This is a genomic window from Laspinema sp. D2d (assembly GCF_025370755.1).
Lineage (GTDB): Bacteria > Cyanobacteriota > Cyanobacteriia > Cyanobacteriales > Laspinemataceae > Laspinema.
Genome location: NZ_JAMXFC010000066.1, coordinates 1 through 17,108, shown reverse-complemented (window position 1 = coordinate 17,108; position 17,108 = coordinate 1). Strand labels below are relative to the sequence as shown.

Below are 17,108 nucleotides of genomic sequence, written 5' to 3'. Positions count from 1 at the left end.
CCTCCCCATCCTCCCCATCCTCCCCATCCTCCCCATCCTCCCCATCCTCCCCATCCTCCCCATCCTCCCCATCTCCCGTATCTCTCTACGATCGCAACTGTTTCAACAGAGATTTAACCTCCTCGGGAGTCAAATCTCGCCATTGTCCTGGTTGTAACCCTGCTAGGGAGAGGTTGCCGATGCGCGATCGCACGAGGCGGAGGGTGGGAAAACCGACAGAAGCAGTCATCCGTCGAACTTGGCGGTTTTTTCCTTCCGTGAGGGTGATTTCTAACCAGGCGGTAGGGACGGTTTTGCGAAAGCGTACCGGGGGATCGCGGGGGGGGAGTTCGGGTTCGGTGGGTAAGAGTTGCACCGTTGCGGGTCGGGTGCGATAATCCTGAATCTGGACGCCGTTGCGGAGGCAGTGGAGGGCCTGTTCATCAGGGATGCGTTCCACCTGTACCCAATAGGTCCGGGGATGGGCATATTTTGGGGAGGAGAGGCGATGTTGGATCGCCCCATGATTGGTTAATAGCAACAGTCCCTCACTGTCTAAATCTAGGCGACCAACGGCATAAATATCAGGGATGTTAATGTAATCTTTTAAGGTGGGGCGTTGAATCCCTGTGTTCTGGCCGTCGCGATCGCTAAATTGGCACAGGACATTATAGGGTTTATGAAACAAAATATAATGGTAAGACACAGTTTAAGTCAGGGATAAAAAATAGAGACTTCGGTAAAAATGTGAGATTTTTGGTTGGATAGTCACGAGTTGGACACGGCATTGCCGTGTCCTCAACTCGATGGATAGGAAAATCTTAGGCGTTGGAATTCCCGATCCAACTGCTTTCTAACCAGTCTAAAATCAAGGGATTTACTACCTCGGGACGTTCATCATGGGGACAATGGCCGGTATTGGGAATCGACTTGAAGGTAATCGACCGTTCCGGGTGAGACTGCTGGAAAATCCGACTTCCTGCGATCGGTGTCCAAGGGTCATCTTCTCCCCACAACACCAATAACGGATGGGTAACATTGGGTAAAATCTCTGAGGGAGGTGTTCCTGCCGGGGCGGTCAAAATTGAGGCAAACACTTTTTGCGCCCCCTGATCACAGGAGGGTTCGTAAAGCAAATCGACCAACTCATCGGTAATTGCTTCCCGGTTGCGATAGACTTGGCGCAAGGTATTGCGAATTCGGTGTTTCTGGCGAATTCGGTTAAACAGGAACGTTCCCACTGTGGGGGAACTCACTAATTTGCTAAATGTACCCATCACGAACCGTAAGGGTGGATTAAGTTCTTCAGGGCGATGATTTAACCCGCCCGCACAATTAATTAAAACACCCCCGGCTGACTTTTCCGGGTGATTTGCTACCAGCATCAGACTTAGCAATGCACCAATGGAATTGCCTATAAATACTGTCGGTTCCTGGATATGTTCCGTCCAAAAATCCGTAATCAGTTCTTCCCACAGTTCCAGAGTGTAATTCAGGGGGGCTTTATCTGACCCACCAAACCCCAGCAAATCCAGGGCAAACACGCGATATCCCCCTTCTGCCAGGGGGGGAATGTTCTTGCGCCAATGGCCGATGGAGGCCCCGAATCCATGAATCAGGACGAGGGGACGACCGACCCCTTGGACGGCATACTGTATTTTATGGCCGTTCCAAATCCAGGTTTCCTTGGCGATCGCAGTCGGTAGTCTAAGCTGTTGTGTGGTCACGGTCTTTATTATTAAGTTTAGTAAACTCCCTTTATCATAATCTAGGACATCCAGACTTGGAAGGGCCAGAAATCCCAGGACCCGAAACCGGGTTTCTGATCCAGATTGTGGTCATGTCGCAGAGATTGGGAAAAGAAACCTGGTTTCTGATCCCTACCCTAGAACCCGAAATGATTAAATTCCCCTACTTAGGGCGAAGTTATCGGGAATTTACTTGGTCTCTGTAAGGTGTGGCCTGGAAGGGATATATCCTTTTTTATTGGGTCATCAATGTTAAAATTGATAGAGTAGTGAGTTGAAAGTAATGGGAGAATGGGTACAGCGTTGCAGTCTCAGAGAAATCGGAGTTATGCCATTATTGGCACCGGGGCGATTGGCGGATTTTATGGTGCGAAACTCCAGCAGGCGGGGTTTGAGGTGCATTTTTTGCTCCATCGCGATTATCAGTTCGTGCGCGATCGCGGATTAAGGGTAGATTCGGCTTGGGGGGACTTTACCCTCGACTCCCTGAATGTTTATAACGATGTCCACCAAATGCCGCCTTGTGATGGGGTCATTGTTGCCTTAAAAACCACCCAAAATTTTTTACTGCCCACGCTGTTACCGCCGGTTTTAAAAGAATCGGGGGCGGTATTAATGTTACAAAATGGCCTAGGAAATGAAGAGGCGATCGCCCCGATGGTTGGGAATGCTCATATTTTGGGGGGATTATGCTTTATTTGCTCTAATAAAGTCGCAGCAGGTCATATTCATCACCTCGATTATGGCGCAATTACCCTGGGGGAATATGCACCGGATTATCAACCCTTGGGAATCACTGCTATCCTGCGAGACATTGCTGGGGATTTGGAAACGGCTGGAATTCCTATCCAGTTTGCTGAAGATTTACTCCTCGCCCGGTGGAAAAAATTGGTGTGGAATATTCCTTATAATGGATTATCCGTGGTTCTGAATGCCCGAACCGATGAGATTATGAAACATGAATATACCCGACTTTTATCTGAGCAGTTAATGCGTGAAGTTGTCGCAATTGCTGCTGCTTATGGGCGGGAAATTCCTGAAAGCTTTATTCAAAAAATGCTGGATCATACGGCCAAAATGAAGCCTTATATTACCAGTATGAAATTGGATTATGACTACCAGCGAGACCTAGAAATAGAATCGATCGTGGGTAATCCTCTGCAAGCGGCGATCGCCAAACAAGTCCCTGTCCCCAAAATTGCCATGCTTTACGCCCAATTAAACTTTATCAACACTCGAATTAAAGCCCAAACCCCTCTCCCCACTTCTCAATAACGCCTTCAATTGTTGTAGCATCTTCCCGCTAAATCACCCCCAACCACCCGGCACAATTATGGATGAACGCTTAATCAAACCCGGACTCCCTCAACCCCCCACCTTTGCGCACCTCAGCGATGAACGATTGTATCGCAAACAGCGCTTGGCAGCCGCATTTCGTCTGTTTGCTCACTTTGGATTTGATGAAGGAGTGGCGGGTCATATTACCGTTCGAGATCCGGAATTTAATGACCGATTTTGGGTGAATCCCTTCGGAATGTATTTCGGTCATATTCGCGTCTCGGACCTGGTATTAGTCAACCATCAAGGGGAAATTGTAGAAGGCGATCGCCCGATTAATGCCGCTGGATTTGCCATTCATTCCCAAATCCATCAAGCCCGTCCCGATGTCATCGCGGCAGTACACGCTCATTCCCTCTATGGCAAAACCTGGTCCACCCTGGGACGACTCCTTGACCCTCTCACTCAAGATGCTTGTGCGTTTTATGGGGATCATGCCTTATTTGATGACTATACCGGCGTGGTGTTAGACGTGAGTGAGGGTGAACGATTAGCGCGGACCTTGGGAAATGCGAAGGCGATTGTCTTGCGTAATCATGGATTACTCACCGTGGGGCATTCTGTGGATGAAGCCAGTTGGTGGTTTATTACGATGGATCGGTCCTGTCAAAGTCAACTGATGACAGAGGCAGCGGGAAAACCCATCCCTATTGCGCCGGAAATTGCTCAATTGACTTATACTCAGGTGGGAAGTCATTATATGGGCTGGTTTAGCTTTCAGTCGCTTTATGAGATGATTGTTCGCCAGCAGCCGGATTTATTGGAATAACCGGGGCGATCGCCTAGAAAAAAGCTGACTCACTTTCCCTTATACCTCCGCTTGCTGCTAACTGGAGGCACTCGTATAAAACCGGAGGGCAAACCGCCAAAAGGCCATCGAAGCCAAGAAGAGGGCGATCGCCAACAGGGCAGCCCCAGCAATCCAACTCCATTCGACCCGTCCCAAAACCGACTCGGCAGGTACAGTGGTGAGAAAGGCGACGGGGACAATAAAAGTGAAGAAAAAGCGATAGGCAGCGGGATAGGCTACCATTGGAAATCGCCCCGCTTCCAGTAATGCTCGGAGGACTTGAGTCACATTATAGATTTTAACAAACCAAATACTCATCGCACCTAGCATAAACCAGAGACTATAGAGGCTGATGGACCCCAAAAGAAGGGGAATGAAACTGACAAGATAGTTAACGAGGGGTAAATTCAGGCGGCTACCGGCATAAAAAATCAGGAGTAAGCCTAAAATAATATCGGGTAGCCCCCACAGAGAAATCGTCCGTCCAGATAGCCAAAATTGAGAACTGACGGGTTTAAGTAGCACAAAATCTAGGGTACCTTCCTGGACGTGTCTGACAATCGTATTCAGATTAGGGGCGAGGAAAGTAGAGGAAAAGCCTTGGAGAATGGTAAACACTCCCAACACTACGAGGGCCTCTTCCCATTGCCATCCCGCGAAATTGTAATTCGTGCCGTAGAATAGGGACAGGGTAAACCAACTCCCTGCGAGGTTTCCGAGGCTGCTGAAGGAGGCGATCGCAAAATTGACCCGATATTCGAGTTCAGCAGCGATCGCCGTTTTCCAAAATAGCAGGAGTACCGACCCATATAGTAAGAATACCGACAAATATCGTTTCATTTTTCTTTGGGATTTTTAGAAGATCATAAATTGGCAAGGGCCTAAATTAGTCCGTTTTTTATTAGCGTAGCGCAACGATCGCCCCTTGAGGAACTCTCAAACTCCCCAGGGACCTCGATTCGGCCCCAGCGGTGCATCTTCCGAAGCTGTAGGTCATTGCAAGGAGTCATTTTCTAATACCCATCTCCAAAAGTTACCTTAAAAGCCGTGCTCCGCCTAGAGTAACTGGCAATGATTGGAGATATAGAATCAATTTACCAGAGCCACTAACAAATGAACGACTTTAGCGAATTATTACGAGATAAAAAAGATTTAATTTTAGAGCAATGGATTATCTTGGTTCGCCATGAGCAAGCAATGGGGACCACAGGTGAAATCCCTTACCAAGCAATTCTGGATACCCTCCCTAAAATCATTGAGGCGATCGCTTTTATCCTCGATCCCTTACAAAAAAATGATCAACGCACTCTATTACAGACCGCTTTAGATCATGGATTTATAAATCTCCAACCCGACTACAAAGCTCAAGAAATTGTCCGGGAATATGGGTTAGCCCGAGAGACCATTGTCGATGTGATTGAGGACGAACTCGAACAAAGCAATCCGAAAGAAGTGATTCGGGTCCTGCGCCTAATTGATCAGGCAATGGATGAAGTCATTAGACTCTGCTTCGCTAGTTATACTGAAGAACAATTGCAAGAATTACAGATTTTATATGCCCAGCTCAAGCTCACCAATCAAGAACTGGCGCGATTAGTCCGGGCAAGTCAAGAAAATCTAGCCTACCTTGCCCATGAATTGAAAACCCCCCTCACTTCGATTATTGGCTATTCTGATCTCTTTTTACGGGAACAGCGAAAACATTTAGCAGAATGGGAGAAGGAGGTTCCTCATTTAGAGCATATTGAAAAAGTGCTGCGCAACGGACGACAGTTACTCAAATTAATTAACGATGCCTTGGAAATTTCGCGCTATGAATCGGGGAAACTGCCCCTGCATCTGATGGAAACCAATGTGAGAAATGTCATTAATTTAACCGTAGAAATGGTTGAGTATATGGCCCATGCTAAAAATATCACCATTGAAGTAGATTGTGATCAATCTTTTAATCTAATCGTGAGTGACCCTTTACGGTTACAGCAAGTGCTGACCAATTTAGTCACCAATGCAGTTCGTTATACCGACAAGGGAACCGTCCTCATTTGTTGCAAAGTGGTCTCAGAAGAAAACTGGTCAATCACTGTAACTGATACCGGGGTTGGAATTGAAGAAAAAGACCAATCTCAAATTTTTGAACCCTATTTTCGAGTATCCGGTCGCGATAACACCTTTTTGCCGAATAGTACGGGATTGGGACTGGCGATCGTGTCTCGGTTGGTTAAATTGTTGCAAGGCAATATTCAAGTGTTTTCAGAAGTCAATGTCGGTTCTACCTTTACAGTGACGTTGCCCCTCCAAATTCAGGCATAATCAACGCGCCGAGCAAGTTTTGAGAAACTCAGAACCTGTTTCCCTCTCCGTTTTGCCTAGGACTTCAAACCGTACGCTCTCCCTTGACTCTCAGTTCCTCTAATCAGAGCGTTTTTGGATTGACACCTAGGTGTTTTTATGATATAGTTAACAACTATTTTTTAAGACTTGAATAGCCAGTTAAATCCATCAGAATAGACTTCTTACTTTCATTTCCTAGAAAACCCTCAACCCTCCTAATTGATTAGAGAACGGCTTGAGAGAATTTGGCGAGGGGTCTAAGGATAGGGCGTTGCTAAACTTCCGCAAAATAGCGGATGTCTATGGGGGAACTTTTAGTATAAAATAAGAAATAAATCAATCAATCAGGTAACTGAACCCAAACGGGTCAACTTTAGGGGTTAACCACCCTTGTCTCACGGAATAAAAGTGACAGCAGTATAGAGAATTCTCTATTTATTAGGCTTATCAGGGCTACAACTCTGTCATGAATTGGTGATTGTAAATTGAAACGGTCTACAGAATAATTTAGTCCCTTACGGTAGATTGGGAGACTCAAATGATTACTCAACTATTCAGCAAATTTCAAAATAAGCTCTTGGTTTTACTATTCCTGAGTACATTAATTCCCGTCGCGATCGTCGGCGGGTATAGTACCCTCTCCTACCGGAAGGTTTTAACCGAGTTACTCTATAATCAAATGGCCCGTCAAGGGATCGATAGTGAATCAAAGATTAGTTCTTTTCTCAAAAATGTTAAGGCTGATGTCTTATATCTTAGCCAAACCCCTCCTATTCAAGGTATAGTGAGATCCAGAGCCAATAAAGGAATCGACCCTCAAGATAAGTCCTCCTATCAAGAATGGAAATCTCGATTAGAAATCATTTTTTATTCTTTCCTGGACTCTAAACCCTATTATTATCAACTCCGCTATTTGGATGAAAAGGGCAATGAGCTAGTGCGCATGGACTTCAAAGAGGGAAAAATTAAGACTCTCACCGATTCTGAACTTCAAAATAAGGCAAATCATGACTATTTCATTGAAACGATGAAATTAAGTCCCGGAGAAATTTTTGTTTCTCAGGTTGATTTGAATCGGGAACAGGGAGAAATAGAAGTTCCTTATATCCCCGTGATTCGCTACAGCACGCCCATTTATAGTGCAGCGGGAGAAAAAAAAGGAATTATTATTGCCAATGTATTTGCCGATTCGTTTTTGAAAATGGTGGACGAACAAACGGGAGAACAGTCCACTGATGCTTTTATCATCAATCAAGAGGGCTACTACATCTATCACCGAGATGAAAGCAAAGAATGGGGATTTGACTTAAAAAAAACGGAGACGGTGGCTCAGGATTATCCTGAAAGTATCAGTCAAAAATTATTATCATTTCAACCCGGGTTTATGTCTGAAGGAAGCGACTGGGTGATTAGCTACAATCCAATTTTTCCCAATAGTCAAAATCAGAAAAATGGGTTTGTGCTGGTTTATGCTGCACCCAAAGAGTTGGTGTTTGCCCCGATTAATAACTTAAGCACCGTTGCCATTCTAATTACTGGGGTTGCCTTGGTGATTGTTTTACAAGTCGGGAGCCTGATTTTAAAGAATTTGCTGGGTTCGATTCGAGAGATTACTGGAGTGGTTTCTTCTTTTTCGATAGAACTGTTGGCAACCATTGAACAACAAGAACGAATGACGGTGCAGCAGTCGGCATCAGTACAAGAAACAACCGTAGCCATTGATCGGATTAATGCGGCTTCCGCCGATTCAGCGCGACAAGCCCAAAATGCGGCTCTGGGTGGGAAACACGCCTTAATTCGAGTAGAAGAAGGAAGCAAAGCGGTTTCCCAAACTTTTGAAGAAATGGAAACTTTGAAAGAAAAAGTAGAAGCGATCGCCTCCCGGAGTTTCAGCTTAAATGAGCAGACGAATAAAATTAGCACCATCTCTAATTTAGTCAGCAATTTAGCCACCGAAACCAATATGTTGGCGCTGAATGCAGCAGTGGAAGCGGTTCGCGCCGGAGATCAAGGGAAAGGGTTCGGCGTGGTTGCCTCGGAAATTAGAAAACTAGCCGATCGCAGTAAACAATCTACCCAGAATATTTCTACTTTAGTGCAAGATATTGAACGGGCGGTTAATTCAATGGCCCTAGCGGCTCATGAGGGCCAAACTAATGTAGAAACTGGGGTGAAAATCGCTCAAAATACCGCCGAAGTGTTTACGGATATTGCCGGGGGGATGGAACAGATTGTGGAACATACCCAGCAAATTGCGTTCACCGCACAACAACAATCCCTGGCGATCGAACAGGTGATGACTGCCATGAATGATCTCACCCATGAAGCAGCGGAAACCGCAACGAGTATGACTCACGTCAAAACCGGGATTCAAAAACTCAACGAAACCGCCTTAAATCTGAAATCTATGATTTGAGTTCAAATCAAGCCCCCATCCCGGAATATTGGCGCAACCCGCGACGCCACAACCAGCGATTAATGATCCAAAAGATTGCCACCCAACCGCACATAATGGCAAGACTGGGGAGAACATTCACAGGTAATCCCACCAATAGCGCCGCTGGAAAGTGAATCATATAGGGAAACGGTGTCCATAAAACCACTTGGCGCACTGATTCCGGGAACACCTCTAAAGGAGCAACCATGCCGGAGAAAAACAGATAAAATAGAAACCAAAATTGCTCGATCGCATTCACCCGTTCTATCCAAAAACACAACAGGGCAAAGGTATATTGAATCATAAAGCGCAGAACAAATCCCAAGAGAACGACCCCAATCCACAGCACAAATCGTCCTAAATTGGGCACCCAAAACGCATCGGGATATAAAGCAAAAAAGACTAAAATTAAGATCCCAATAAAGGGGACCCGAGCAGTGCGTTCCGCCAAATGAGCCGCCACATGATGCCACACCGGGTCCAAGGGTTGTAATAACCGCATAGAGAGTTTTCCTTCTACAACTTCTTTTTCAAACTCCCAAACCACCCAAACGACATTGATTTGCCGGACAATAAAAGCCACCAAAAAATACCGAGCAAACTCCACCGGGTTTAAAGCAAAACCCCCATTTTCCGAAGCTTGCAACCAGAGTCCCATTAAAATAAACGGCAAAGTACCGGAGAGCGCCCATAGGACAATTTCGGCCCGGTATTCCAGCATATAAGCATAATGAACAGAAAATAAAGTGGGAGCAATTCTGAAAAAACGTCTCATGAATTTTAGGGGTTAACAGATTAGGGTAGGGGTCGAAAGAACGGGTTTAGAAACCGGATTTTTTAACACAATTTTGGGGATTTGTATCAATTGGGGTGAGAAATCGGGCGTCTGGTCCTTACGGAATAATTTAGGCGATCGCCCCAGCCGTAAAGACTCGTCCGATCACTTCTTCAATCGGGGGTTCAGTTACTGTCAAATCTAATATTTCAAAATCGATTAAAATCTGACCCACCGTAGCTGTTAGGGTATCCCGACGCACCAGTAATCGCACCGACTGACCCGCAATTTCTTCCACCTCTCCATATTTCGAGAGTTGTTGCCGCAATTTCTCCGGGTCAGCAACCGCCTGAGTTAACTCTAACTGCACCTCACGATAGGGCGCAAATCGCTCAACTAACCCATCCAAACTACCATCATAAATCAGTTGACCGGCATAAATTAAAATCACGCGATCGCACAGCGCCGTAATATCCGCCATATAGTGACTCGTTAACAAAATTGTCGCCCCGGTGCGTTGATTATAGTCGCGTAAAAACTCCCGCACTGATGCTTGTCCATTCACATCTAATCCCAGAGTCGGTTCATCCAAAAATAGAACATCAGGATTGTGTAACAATGCCGCCATTAATTCCGCTTTCATCCGTTCCCCGAGGGACAGTTTTCGCACAGGTTGATTGAGCTTTCCTTGGAGGGAAAGCATTTCCGTTAATTGCCCAATACGTTTGCGACATTCTTGTTCTGGAATCCCATACACCACCCCATTAATTCGCAACGAATCTAAGGCAGGTAAATCCCAGAGTAACTGTTGTTTTTGTCCCATGACTAAGGTGATTTTTTGCAGAAATGCTTCTTGGCGTTGAAAAGGAATATGACCGGCTACTTCCACCCGCCCACTAGACGGATGAATTAGCCCGGTTAGCATTTTTAAAGTGGTGGTTTTTCCCGCCCCATTGGGTCCTAAAAATCCCACAACTTCCCCCGGTTGAATTTGAAATGAAACATCCTTCACCGCTTCAATATTTCGATAGGTTCGGTGAAAAAAGTGGTTCAGAGTTCCTTTTAGTCCGGGTTGTTTGATGGCAACGGGATAAACTTTATTGAGATGTTCGGCAACAATGATTGACATAATAATTATTTTTACTAAAACCGCAACTCATCCAGTACAACTTTCATCGAACCCCGCCTAGGGGAACTCCACAAAATAAAATCTTCTATCAGAGATCCCCCCAACCCCCCTTAATAAGGGGGGCTTGAATAATTCGGCATTACTTCTGCATTAGAAGTTTTTTTATGGAAATCCCTAGGTAGACAGGATTTGAGTCCCCCCACACTTTCGGGGATAGATTTATTTTAGCTCAGGGAAGCAAATCTTTTAAATCAACAACCCGAACTACGGGACGCGGATGGATAAAAATTAAACCATTATGGCGATAAACGAGAATCAATTGGACAATCAGCCGCTCAAGAATTTCGATAATTCGCCCTAAACAATGACGACTTTTAAAATGTTCTAGCGGGGAGGGAGTCCGCTGAATCAACCATTCAGTAAGGCGATATTTCCAGGACCGAGTTCCCCATTTAGAAATTTGCAAAATTGTCCCGGGAATGAAGTCCCCTTGATTAGCCCAAAATGCGTAACGTTCCCCGAGAGTAAAGTAATGAAATACGGAAGGATGGGAACTAGATTTGACTAATTTTTGGGAAACTCCTAATGGATTAAAGGTGACGACGGACCGAATGCGATCGCAGTATTTAACCCCTAATTGTTGGGCGATTTTTCCTCCGAGACTTTCGCCTATCACATCCGGGCGATCGCCCTGTTGGCATTTTTCCTTAATCCAATCGACTGCACCTTGGGTTTCCGCTGCTTTCGATTGCCAATTGAGGTGAGCAATAAACACCTCTGGAGTATCTTGAAGGACGCCATCCAAGGGATACCAAGACCCATATCCCCGAATCACTAATACCGGCGGTGCATTTCCCACTAAAGGAACTCGCCCTTCCGCATAAAATCCGGTAATTTTATCATCAAAAACCCTTTCAACTTGATAGTTTCCTCGGACCCTTTGTCCCTCGGTATGCCGAACATAAATTGAGGGTTCGTCTTTTTTTAAAATTAAGGTCAGTTGGGGTTTACTAAACTGTTCATAAATCACATCTAGGGGATGGCGAGGGGGTGGGGAAGGGATAAAATCCGGGAAGTTAACTGAACCCGTAGATTGTTGACCCAGTTGAGCGAGTTTTGATTGAGATTTTTTGCGTTTAAATAGCACGAATTGATTCCCCTTGCACACCGATTAGGGTCATTACCCGTTTATGTTTATAGAGCATAACCTAAGACGGAACCCCGTTGTGATAGGGAGGGGTTCTAGGTTTAGGGAAAAATTTCCCCCGCTTTCACTGTGAGAATTTGGGCAGAATTGATCCAATCATGCTCAAATCCGCCTAAATGAGTCGTTGCAATCACCGTTTGAAATCGGTCTTGAATCGCTTCCAAGAGTTGATTTTGCCGCTTGGGGTCTAACTCGGCGAGAACGTCATCAAGGAGTAAAACGGGCGGTTCTCCGACTATTTCTTCAATCAGTTTCAGTTCCGCCAATTTTAAAGCTAAAACTAGGGTGCGTTGTTGTCCTTGGGAGGCGAATTGTTTCACCGGGAGTTCGTTGAGGGTGAACTCAATGTCATCCCGGTGAGGACCGACCAAAGTTGTCCCTTGAAATGATTCGGCGATCGCCCGGGATTGAAGTTTTTCTAAAAATGCCTGCATTGCCTTCTGGGGAGAATCTCGCAACGATTGATCTTGCATTCCTTCCACATTTGGGGCATAATGAATACATAAAGATTCCACTCGCCCACTAATCGCCGCGTGCCAAGTTTCGGCAATAGGAACCAATCGGTCTAACGCCCGCGATCGCCGTTGCATGACCCGCACTCCAATGGTTGCCAATTGGGCATCCCATAGCCCCAATTGTGCCTGATGTTCCGGACCTAGATAGGATTTTTCTCCCCGAGTCTCTGCACTTCTGATTCCTTTCAATAATGCATTTCTTTGTTTTAAAACTTTATTATATTGTTGTAAAATATGAGCATAAATGGGTTCAAGTTGGACCAATAATCCATCTAACCAATTGCGCCTAATTTCGGGGCCGGACCGGACTAATTCTAAATCTAAACTAGAAAATTGAACAACATTTAATAACCCCAAAAAATCCACATTTTTACGACACGATTCTTCATCTACAGATATCGTTCGCCGTCCACTGCGTCGCAGGACGACTCCTAATTTAACTGACCGATATTCTCGCGATATAATGCCGGTAATTTGTCCCTGGGGTTCGCCCTCTCGAACTAAATCGCGATCGCGAGAGACCCGAGAACTTTTTAAGGTCGAAAGTAACCCCAATGCTTCCAAAACATTGGTTTTACCCTGGGCATTATCCCCCACTAAAATGGTCTTCGGGGCATTCAACTCAAGTTCCTGTTCTTGATAATTCCTAAACTGTCTCAAATGGAGATGATTGATAAACATAATTAAATCTAAATTATTCAAATAAAATCAAATGTTAATTTCAATAAAAACTACTCCTATTTGTAACCCTCACTCAACTTGCTATACAGACTCCGATTTTCAAAGATTTATAAAAAATAGCCCTGTCAAGGGAGTAAATTTAATGACGAAAAATCGTTATTTCTCGTATTCTAGTAGGGGCGCAATGCTTGCGCCCCTACTAGACACCTTACAGACAAAGCCAGCTAAAGAGAAAACCAACTTTAATCAACCAGATTTGTATTACCTAGATTGTTTATTATAGAAACAATAAGAGGGGAGAAAACCCCCTAGTCATGCCCCATCCAGTTGCTAAAAGTCAGTTTTATGTATTTAGTCCGCCCAGGCAGGCTTGGTGCGTATAGCCCCAGGTTTTCCTTACGGAACGCTACGCGAACAGCTTGCGGGTTTTCTAAATCTATCTCCAAAAACCCTATCTTATTTCCTCCTTAACCACTGGCTTTTTACCTCGATAAAACAACCGAAAAAATACCTTTTCCATCTCGACCCAAATAAACAACAAGGAACTAAATCCTAAGCAAACTGCTAACTCAGTTGGGCTTAACCAATGGGTTCCAAAAAAGGCGCGTAATGGGGCGACATAAATTAACAAAAGCTGGAGAATCGTGGTAATAATTACCGCCCCAAAGACAAACGGATTCGATAACGGATTTAACTGAATGGTTAACTGAGTATTGGACCGAACTGCGATCGCATGACCCATCTGAGCAATACACAAAGTCGTAAACACCATCGTCTTCCAACGGTCCGGAGATAGTCCCTCGCCCTGAACTTCGTGAGTGTAGGAATAAGCCCACATCATTAAGGCAATGGAAATAATGGCAAACACAATCCCAATTCGCACCATATACAACCCCAAACCCCGGGCAAAAATATTTTCCCGAGGACTAAAGGGGGGACGATTCATCACATCCGGTTCGGGGGGTTCTACCGCCAAGGCTAAAGCGGGAAATCCATCGGTAACCAGATTCATCCAGAGAATTTGTAAAGGTGTGAGGGGAACCCCGGGTAATCCCAACAGAGGTGCAGCGGCGATCGTCAGTAGTTCTCCAATATTAGACCCGAGAATATATTTAATAAACCGGCGAATATTCGTATAAACTACCCGCCCTTCTTCCGTTGCGGCCACAATGGTGGCAAAATTATCATCCAGCAAGACCATATCGCTGGCTTCTTTACTCACATCGGTTCCGGTAATTCCCATCGCAATGCCGATATCTGCTTGTTTGAGGGCCGGTGCATCGTTTACCCCATCCCCGGTCATCGCGACAAATTTACCCCGTTTTTGCAACGCTTGGACGATTCTGAGCTTATGTTCCGGAGAGACCCGGGCATATACACTAACGTGATCAACTTGGCGTTCTAACTCCTCCTGGGGCATTTCTTCCAACTCTTGACCGATGAGAACATGATCTCCCGCTTGAGCAATTCCCAAATCCTGGGCGATGGCGATCGCCGTGAGTTGATGATCCCCCGTAATCATAATCGGACGAATCCCGGCCCTGCGACATTTCACCACCGCCTCACGCACTTCGGGTCGGGGTGCATCTAACATTCCCACCATTCCCAACCAGACTAAATTCTGTTCCGTCTGGTCTTCCGAACCCTCGGGCGGTTCTTCCGTTAACGGTTTATAAGCAAATCCGAGAACGCGCAACCCCCTTGCGGCTAAATCATTATTCCGGTCTAAAACCTGCTGCCGTTGGGCCTCAGAAAAGGGTTGAATCTGCTTGCCGATGAGAATTTGGGTACAACAGTCTAAGGTTAACTCAGGAGACCCCTTGGTAAACATCACAAAAGGCGTTGACTCCTGAGTGATGACCGCTGATTCGGGATTGGCAACTTGACAGATGACACTCATCCGTTTGCGTTCCGAGGAGAAGGGGAACTCCCGGATGCGAGGCAGTTGGGGAGAGAGGCGATCGCCCGTGAATTCCAACTTACCGGCCAAAACCAGTAACGCCCCTTCCGTCGGGTCTCCCACAATCCCCCAGTCATTATTCTCGTATTGCAACACCGCATCATTGCACTGCACACAACTCAGCAGCAGGGTTTCCAGTTCGGGATAGTCCCCTAACTCACCCACCCCAATTTTTGTCTCATTTGTCCCTAAAAAATCCCCGGTGGGTTGATAGCCTTCTCCCGTCACCGTCAAGCTATGACTCGGAGTTTCCACCCCTTGGACTACCATTTTATTTTGAGTTAACGTGCCGGTTTTATCCGAGCAAATGGTGGTGACACTTCCCAAAGTTTCCACCGCCGGGAGTTTGCGAATTAAGGCGTGACGCTTAACCATGCGTTGGGTCCCCAGGGCCAGAGTCACGGTAATCACTGCGGGTAAACCCTCGGGGACGATCGCCACCGCCATACTCAGGGAAATTTCCAACAGATGATTAAACGCTGACATTCCCTCAACCAGGGTCCCACCGATCACCACGATCGCCACGAGAATTAAGGACCCAGTGACCAACACATTCCCAAGTTGCGTCATCCGTTGTTGCAGGGGAGTATCTTCACTTTCCACCCCCTGAATCAAGGTGGCAATCTTGCCCAATTCCGTGTGCATTCCCGTTCCAATCACGATCGCCTTGGCCCGTCCCTTGACCACTTCCGTGCCACAAAAGACCATATTCAGGCGATCGCCGAGGGATGTATTCTCCGGCAACCCCAGCAGCGCATCCTTTTCCACCGCCTGGGCCTCCCCAGTCAAAGCAGACTCCCGGACTTGCAGATTCGCTTCTTCCAAGAGTCGGGCATCGGCGGCGACTTGTACCCCCGCTTCCAAAAACATCAAATCTCCCGGGACCACATCCGTTGCGGCGATTTCCAGCAGTTTGCCCTCCCGCAGAACTCGGACCAGAGGAGAAGCCAAACTTTTCAACGCCGCGAGGGCTTTTTCTGCCCTACTTTCCTGAAGATAGCCCAATACCCCATTCAGAATCACGATCAGCATAATCGCTACCGCATCCTTGGGAAACTCTCGCTGCTGAATCGCCAAAAATCCTGAAATCAAGGCAACCCCGATCAGCATCAATAACATAATGTTTTTGAACTGATCTAGTAAAATAATCCACGGACTGCGACCCGCAGTTTCTTGCAGTTCATTAGGGCCGTATTTCTGCAACCGTTCCAATACCTCCCCAGCGCTTAAACCCGTCGCAGGATCAACCTGGAGTTTTTCCAGGGTGGTATCGATGTCGAATGTATGCCAAGGGACCGGCGGATGTTGCCCAGAAGAATTTACAGACATGAGTGTAATCAAGGTGATGAGCGGGGGAGAGTGGCAGCGCAGGACCCGGAGAAGCAGAACAGTTGGTTCAACTGGCCCATCTCCTGACCCCTAACCCCGCAAAGATTCTACTCGGAATTGGACTGTTTTTGAGTGGTGTGGGATATTGGAGTGCATGAGGCGGTCTTATCCGTTGAGGGTCCCTTCAGCAGCCAGTCTGGCTTTCATCTGTTGAAGATAGTCCCATCCCCGTTGGACGGCCACCGGACGAGCAATCCGTTCCGATATCCAATCTGCCACGGTGCGACTATTCCACAATCCGCCATGAGGAGCAGGGCCCTGGAGTGCTTCCCATAATTGGGTTTCCTGTTGAGGAGACAGCAACCGTTCGGCACCGGGATTTTCATGACGGCGATCGCCAAGTCCGGCGCTGCCTTCCTTATTATAACGGTGAGCCACCTGCCGGATCCAATCTCGACAGTACCCGGTCACCTCTGCCACCTGTTCCGTGGAGAGACCTTTTGCCAACAGCCAAATGATTTGATAATGGGTCCGTTCCACCGGGTCTTTAGATTTGCGATAGCGACTTTCCAGTTCTGCTACGCTCAGATGAGGTTGAATGGTGATGCGTCTGGGCATAGAGCATCAGAATGAGACAGCATATCATCACTATACGCTCGGATTCAGAACCCTGTCTAATTTCCCCATTTTCTGGAAATTCCTGGGGGGGAAGGACCCTTAAACTGGCATTCTGGGGTCTTCTGCCGGGGATTTACCTAAAATTAAGTAGATTAACTGCACCTCCGGTCCCCTCCTCTTGCCAAGGGGAGGGTTAGGGTCTTACAGGTATATGTTTTTATCACCTAGGGTATAATAGGGAAGGGAGGGACCCCAGGTATCCCCGGATGAT

13 protein-coding genes are annotated in these 17,108 nt (G+C 46.5%); 4 read left to right on the top strand and 9 right to left on the bottom strand.

Annotated features, from left to right (window positions below):
- Nucleotides 1–85: 85 nt before the first annotated feature.
- Nucleotides 86–685: a pseudouridine synthase gene (locus tag NG796_RS25705; RefSeq protein ID WP_261210283.1), complete on the bottom strand. Its 600-nt coding sequence runs from the start codon at nucleotides 683–685 to the stop codon at nucleotides 86–88.
- A gap of 115 nt (nucleotides 686–800) precedes the next feature.
- Nucleotides 801–1,706 carry an alpha/beta fold hydrolase gene (locus tag NG796_RS25700; RefSeq protein ID WP_261210281.1) on the bottom strand — a complete coding sequence of 302 codons (906 nt, stop codon included), beginning with the start codon at nucleotides 1,704–1,706 and terminating at the stop codon, nucleotides 801–803.
- 312 nt (nucleotides 1,707–2,018) lie between these two features.
- Here NG796_RS25700 and NG796_RS25695 point away from each other — a divergent pair, with 312 nt between their 5' ends.
- Nucleotides 2,019–3,002: a putative 2-dehydropantoate 2-reductase gene (locus NG796_RS25695; protein WP_261210280.1), complete on the top strand. Its 984-nt coding sequence runs from the start codon at nucleotides 2,019–2,021 to the stop codon at nucleotides 3,000–3,002.
- A 58-nt stretch (nucleotides 3,003–3,060) separates the two neighbouring features.
- Nucleotides 3,061–3,834 (top strand): class II aldolase/adducin family protein, encoded by a 774-nt coding sequence (locus tag NG796_RS25690; RefSeq protein WP_261210279.1) that lies wholly within the window; start codon nucleotides 3,061–3,063, stop codon nucleotides 3,832–3,834.
- A 57-nt stretch (nucleotides 3,835–3,891) separates the two neighbouring features.
- Here NG796_RS25690 and NG796_RS25685 read toward each other — a convergent pair whose 3' ends face one another.
- Complete coding sequence (locus NG796_RS25685; RefSeq protein WP_261210278.1) at nucleotides 3,892–4,695, bottom strand: ABC transporter permease; 804 nt, start codon at nucleotides 4,693–4,695, stop codon at nucleotides 3,892–3,894.
- A gap of 273 nt (nucleotides 4,696–4,968) precedes the next feature.
- On the opposite strand from NG796_RS25685, the gene NG796_RS25680 reads away from it, so the two are divergent.
- Both NG796_RS25680 and NG796_RS25675 read left to right on the top strand, forming a co-directional pair.
- Nucleotides 4,969–6,165 carry a sensor histidine kinase gene (locus NG796_RS25680; protein ID WP_261210277.1) on the top strand — a complete coding sequence of 399 codons (1,197 nt, stop codon included), beginning with the start codon at nucleotides 4,969–4,971 and terminating at the stop codon, nucleotides 6,163–6,165.
- A 559-nt stretch (nucleotides 6,166–6,724) separates the two neighbouring features.
- A complete protein-coding gene (locus tag NG796_RS25675) occupies nucleotides 6,725–8,602 on the top strand; it encodes a methyl-accepting chemotaxis protein (RefSeq protein ID WP_261210275.1) in 1,878 nt (625 codons plus the stop codon).
- Nucleotides 8,603–8,609: 7 nt separating this feature from the next.
- Here NG796_RS25675 and NG796_RS25670 read toward each other — a convergent pair whose 3' ends face one another.
- The 6 genes from NG796_RS25670 to NG796_RS25645 all read right to left on the bottom strand — a co-directional run bounded on the left by NG796_RS25670 (nucleotide 8,610) and on the right by NG796_RS25645 (nucleotide 16,837).
- Complete coding sequence (locus tag NG796_RS25670; RefSeq protein ID WP_261210273.1) at nucleotides 8,610–9,398, bottom strand: ABC transporter permease; 789 nt, start codon at nucleotides 9,396–9,398, stop codon at nucleotides 8,610–8,612.
- A 130-nt stretch (nucleotides 9,399–9,528) separates the two neighbouring features.
- A complete protein-coding gene (locus NG796_RS25665) occupies nucleotides 9,529–10,527 on the bottom strand; it encodes an ATP-binding cassette domain-containing protein (RefSeq protein WP_261210271.1) in 999 nt (332 codons plus the stop codon).
- Between the two features lie 229 nt (nucleotides 10,528–10,756).
- On the bottom strand, nucleotides 10,757–11,674 hold the full coding sequence (locus NG796_RS25660; RefSeq protein WP_261210269.1) for an alpha/beta fold hydrolase: 918 nt from the start codon (nucleotides 11,672–11,674) through the stop codon (nucleotides 10,757–10,759).
- Nucleotides 11,675–11,775: 101 nt separating this feature from the next.
- Nucleotides 11,776–12,930 (bottom strand): DNA replication/repair protein RecF, encoded by a 1,155-nt coding sequence (gene recF / locus NG796_RS25655; RefSeq protein ID WP_261210267.1) that lies wholly within the window; start codon nucleotides 12,928–12,930, stop codon nucleotides 11,776–11,778.
- A gap of 451 nt (nucleotides 12,931–13,381) precedes the next feature.
- Complete coding sequence (locus NG796_RS25650) at nucleotides 13,382–16,219, bottom strand: cation-translocating P-type ATPase (protein WP_261210265.1); 2,838 nt, start codon at nucleotides 16,217–16,219, stop codon at nucleotides 13,382–13,384.
- Nucleotides 16,220–16,384: 165 nt separating this feature from the next.
- Nucleotides 16,385–16,837, bottom strand: a complete 453-nt coding sequence (locus tag NG796_RS25645; RefSeq protein ID WP_261210263.1) for a helix-turn-helix domain-containing protein — start codon at nucleotides 16,835–16,837, stop codon at nucleotides 16,385–16,387.
- Between the last annotated feature and the right edge of the window lie 271 nt (nucleotides 16,838–17,108).

What these genes read in the sequence shown, in the direction of transcription:
- NG796_RS25685 (WP_261210278.1), bottom strand. Translation starts at nt 4,695, where the DNA reads ATGAAACGATATTTGTCGGTATTCTTACTATATGGGTCGGTACTCCTG.
- NG796_RS25695 (WP_261210280.1), top strand. Translation starts at nt 2,019, where the DNA reads ATGGGTACAGCGTTGCAGTCTCAGAGAAATCGGAGTTATGCCATTATT.
- NG796_RS25670 (WP_261210273.1), bottom strand. Translation starts at nt 9,398, where the DNA reads ATGAGACGTTTTTTCAGAATTGCTCCCACTTTATTTTCTGTTCATTAT.
- NG796_RS25650 (WP_261210265.1), bottom strand. Translation starts at nt 16,219, where the DNA reads ATGTCTGTAAATTCTTCTGGGCAACATCCGCCGGTCCCTTGGCATACA.
- NG796_RS25665 (WP_261210271.1), bottom strand. Translation starts at nt 10,527, where the DNA reads ATGTCAATCATTGTTGCCGAACATCTCAATAAAGTTTATCCCGTTGCC.
- NG796_RS25675 (WP_261210275.1), top strand. Translation starts at nt 6,725, where the DNA reads ATGATTACTCAACTATTCAGCAAATTTCAAAATAAGCTCTTGGTTTTA.
- recF (WP_261210267.1), bottom strand. Translation starts at nt 12,930, where the DNA reads ATGTTTATCAATCATCTCCATTTGAGACAGTTTAGGAATTATCAAGAA.
- NG796_RS25690 (WP_261210279.1), top strand. Translation starts at nt 3,061, where the DNA reads ATGGATGAACGCTTAATCAAACCCGGACTCCCTCAACCCCCCACCTTT.
- NG796_RS25645 (WP_261210263.1), bottom strand. Translation starts at nt 16,837, where the DNA reads ATGCCCAGACGCATCACCATTCAACCTCATCTGAGCGTAGCAGAACTG.
- NG796_RS25680 (WP_261210277.1), top strand. Translation starts at nt 4,969, where the DNA reads ATGAACGACTTTAGCGAATTATTACGAGATAAAAAAGATTTAATTTTA.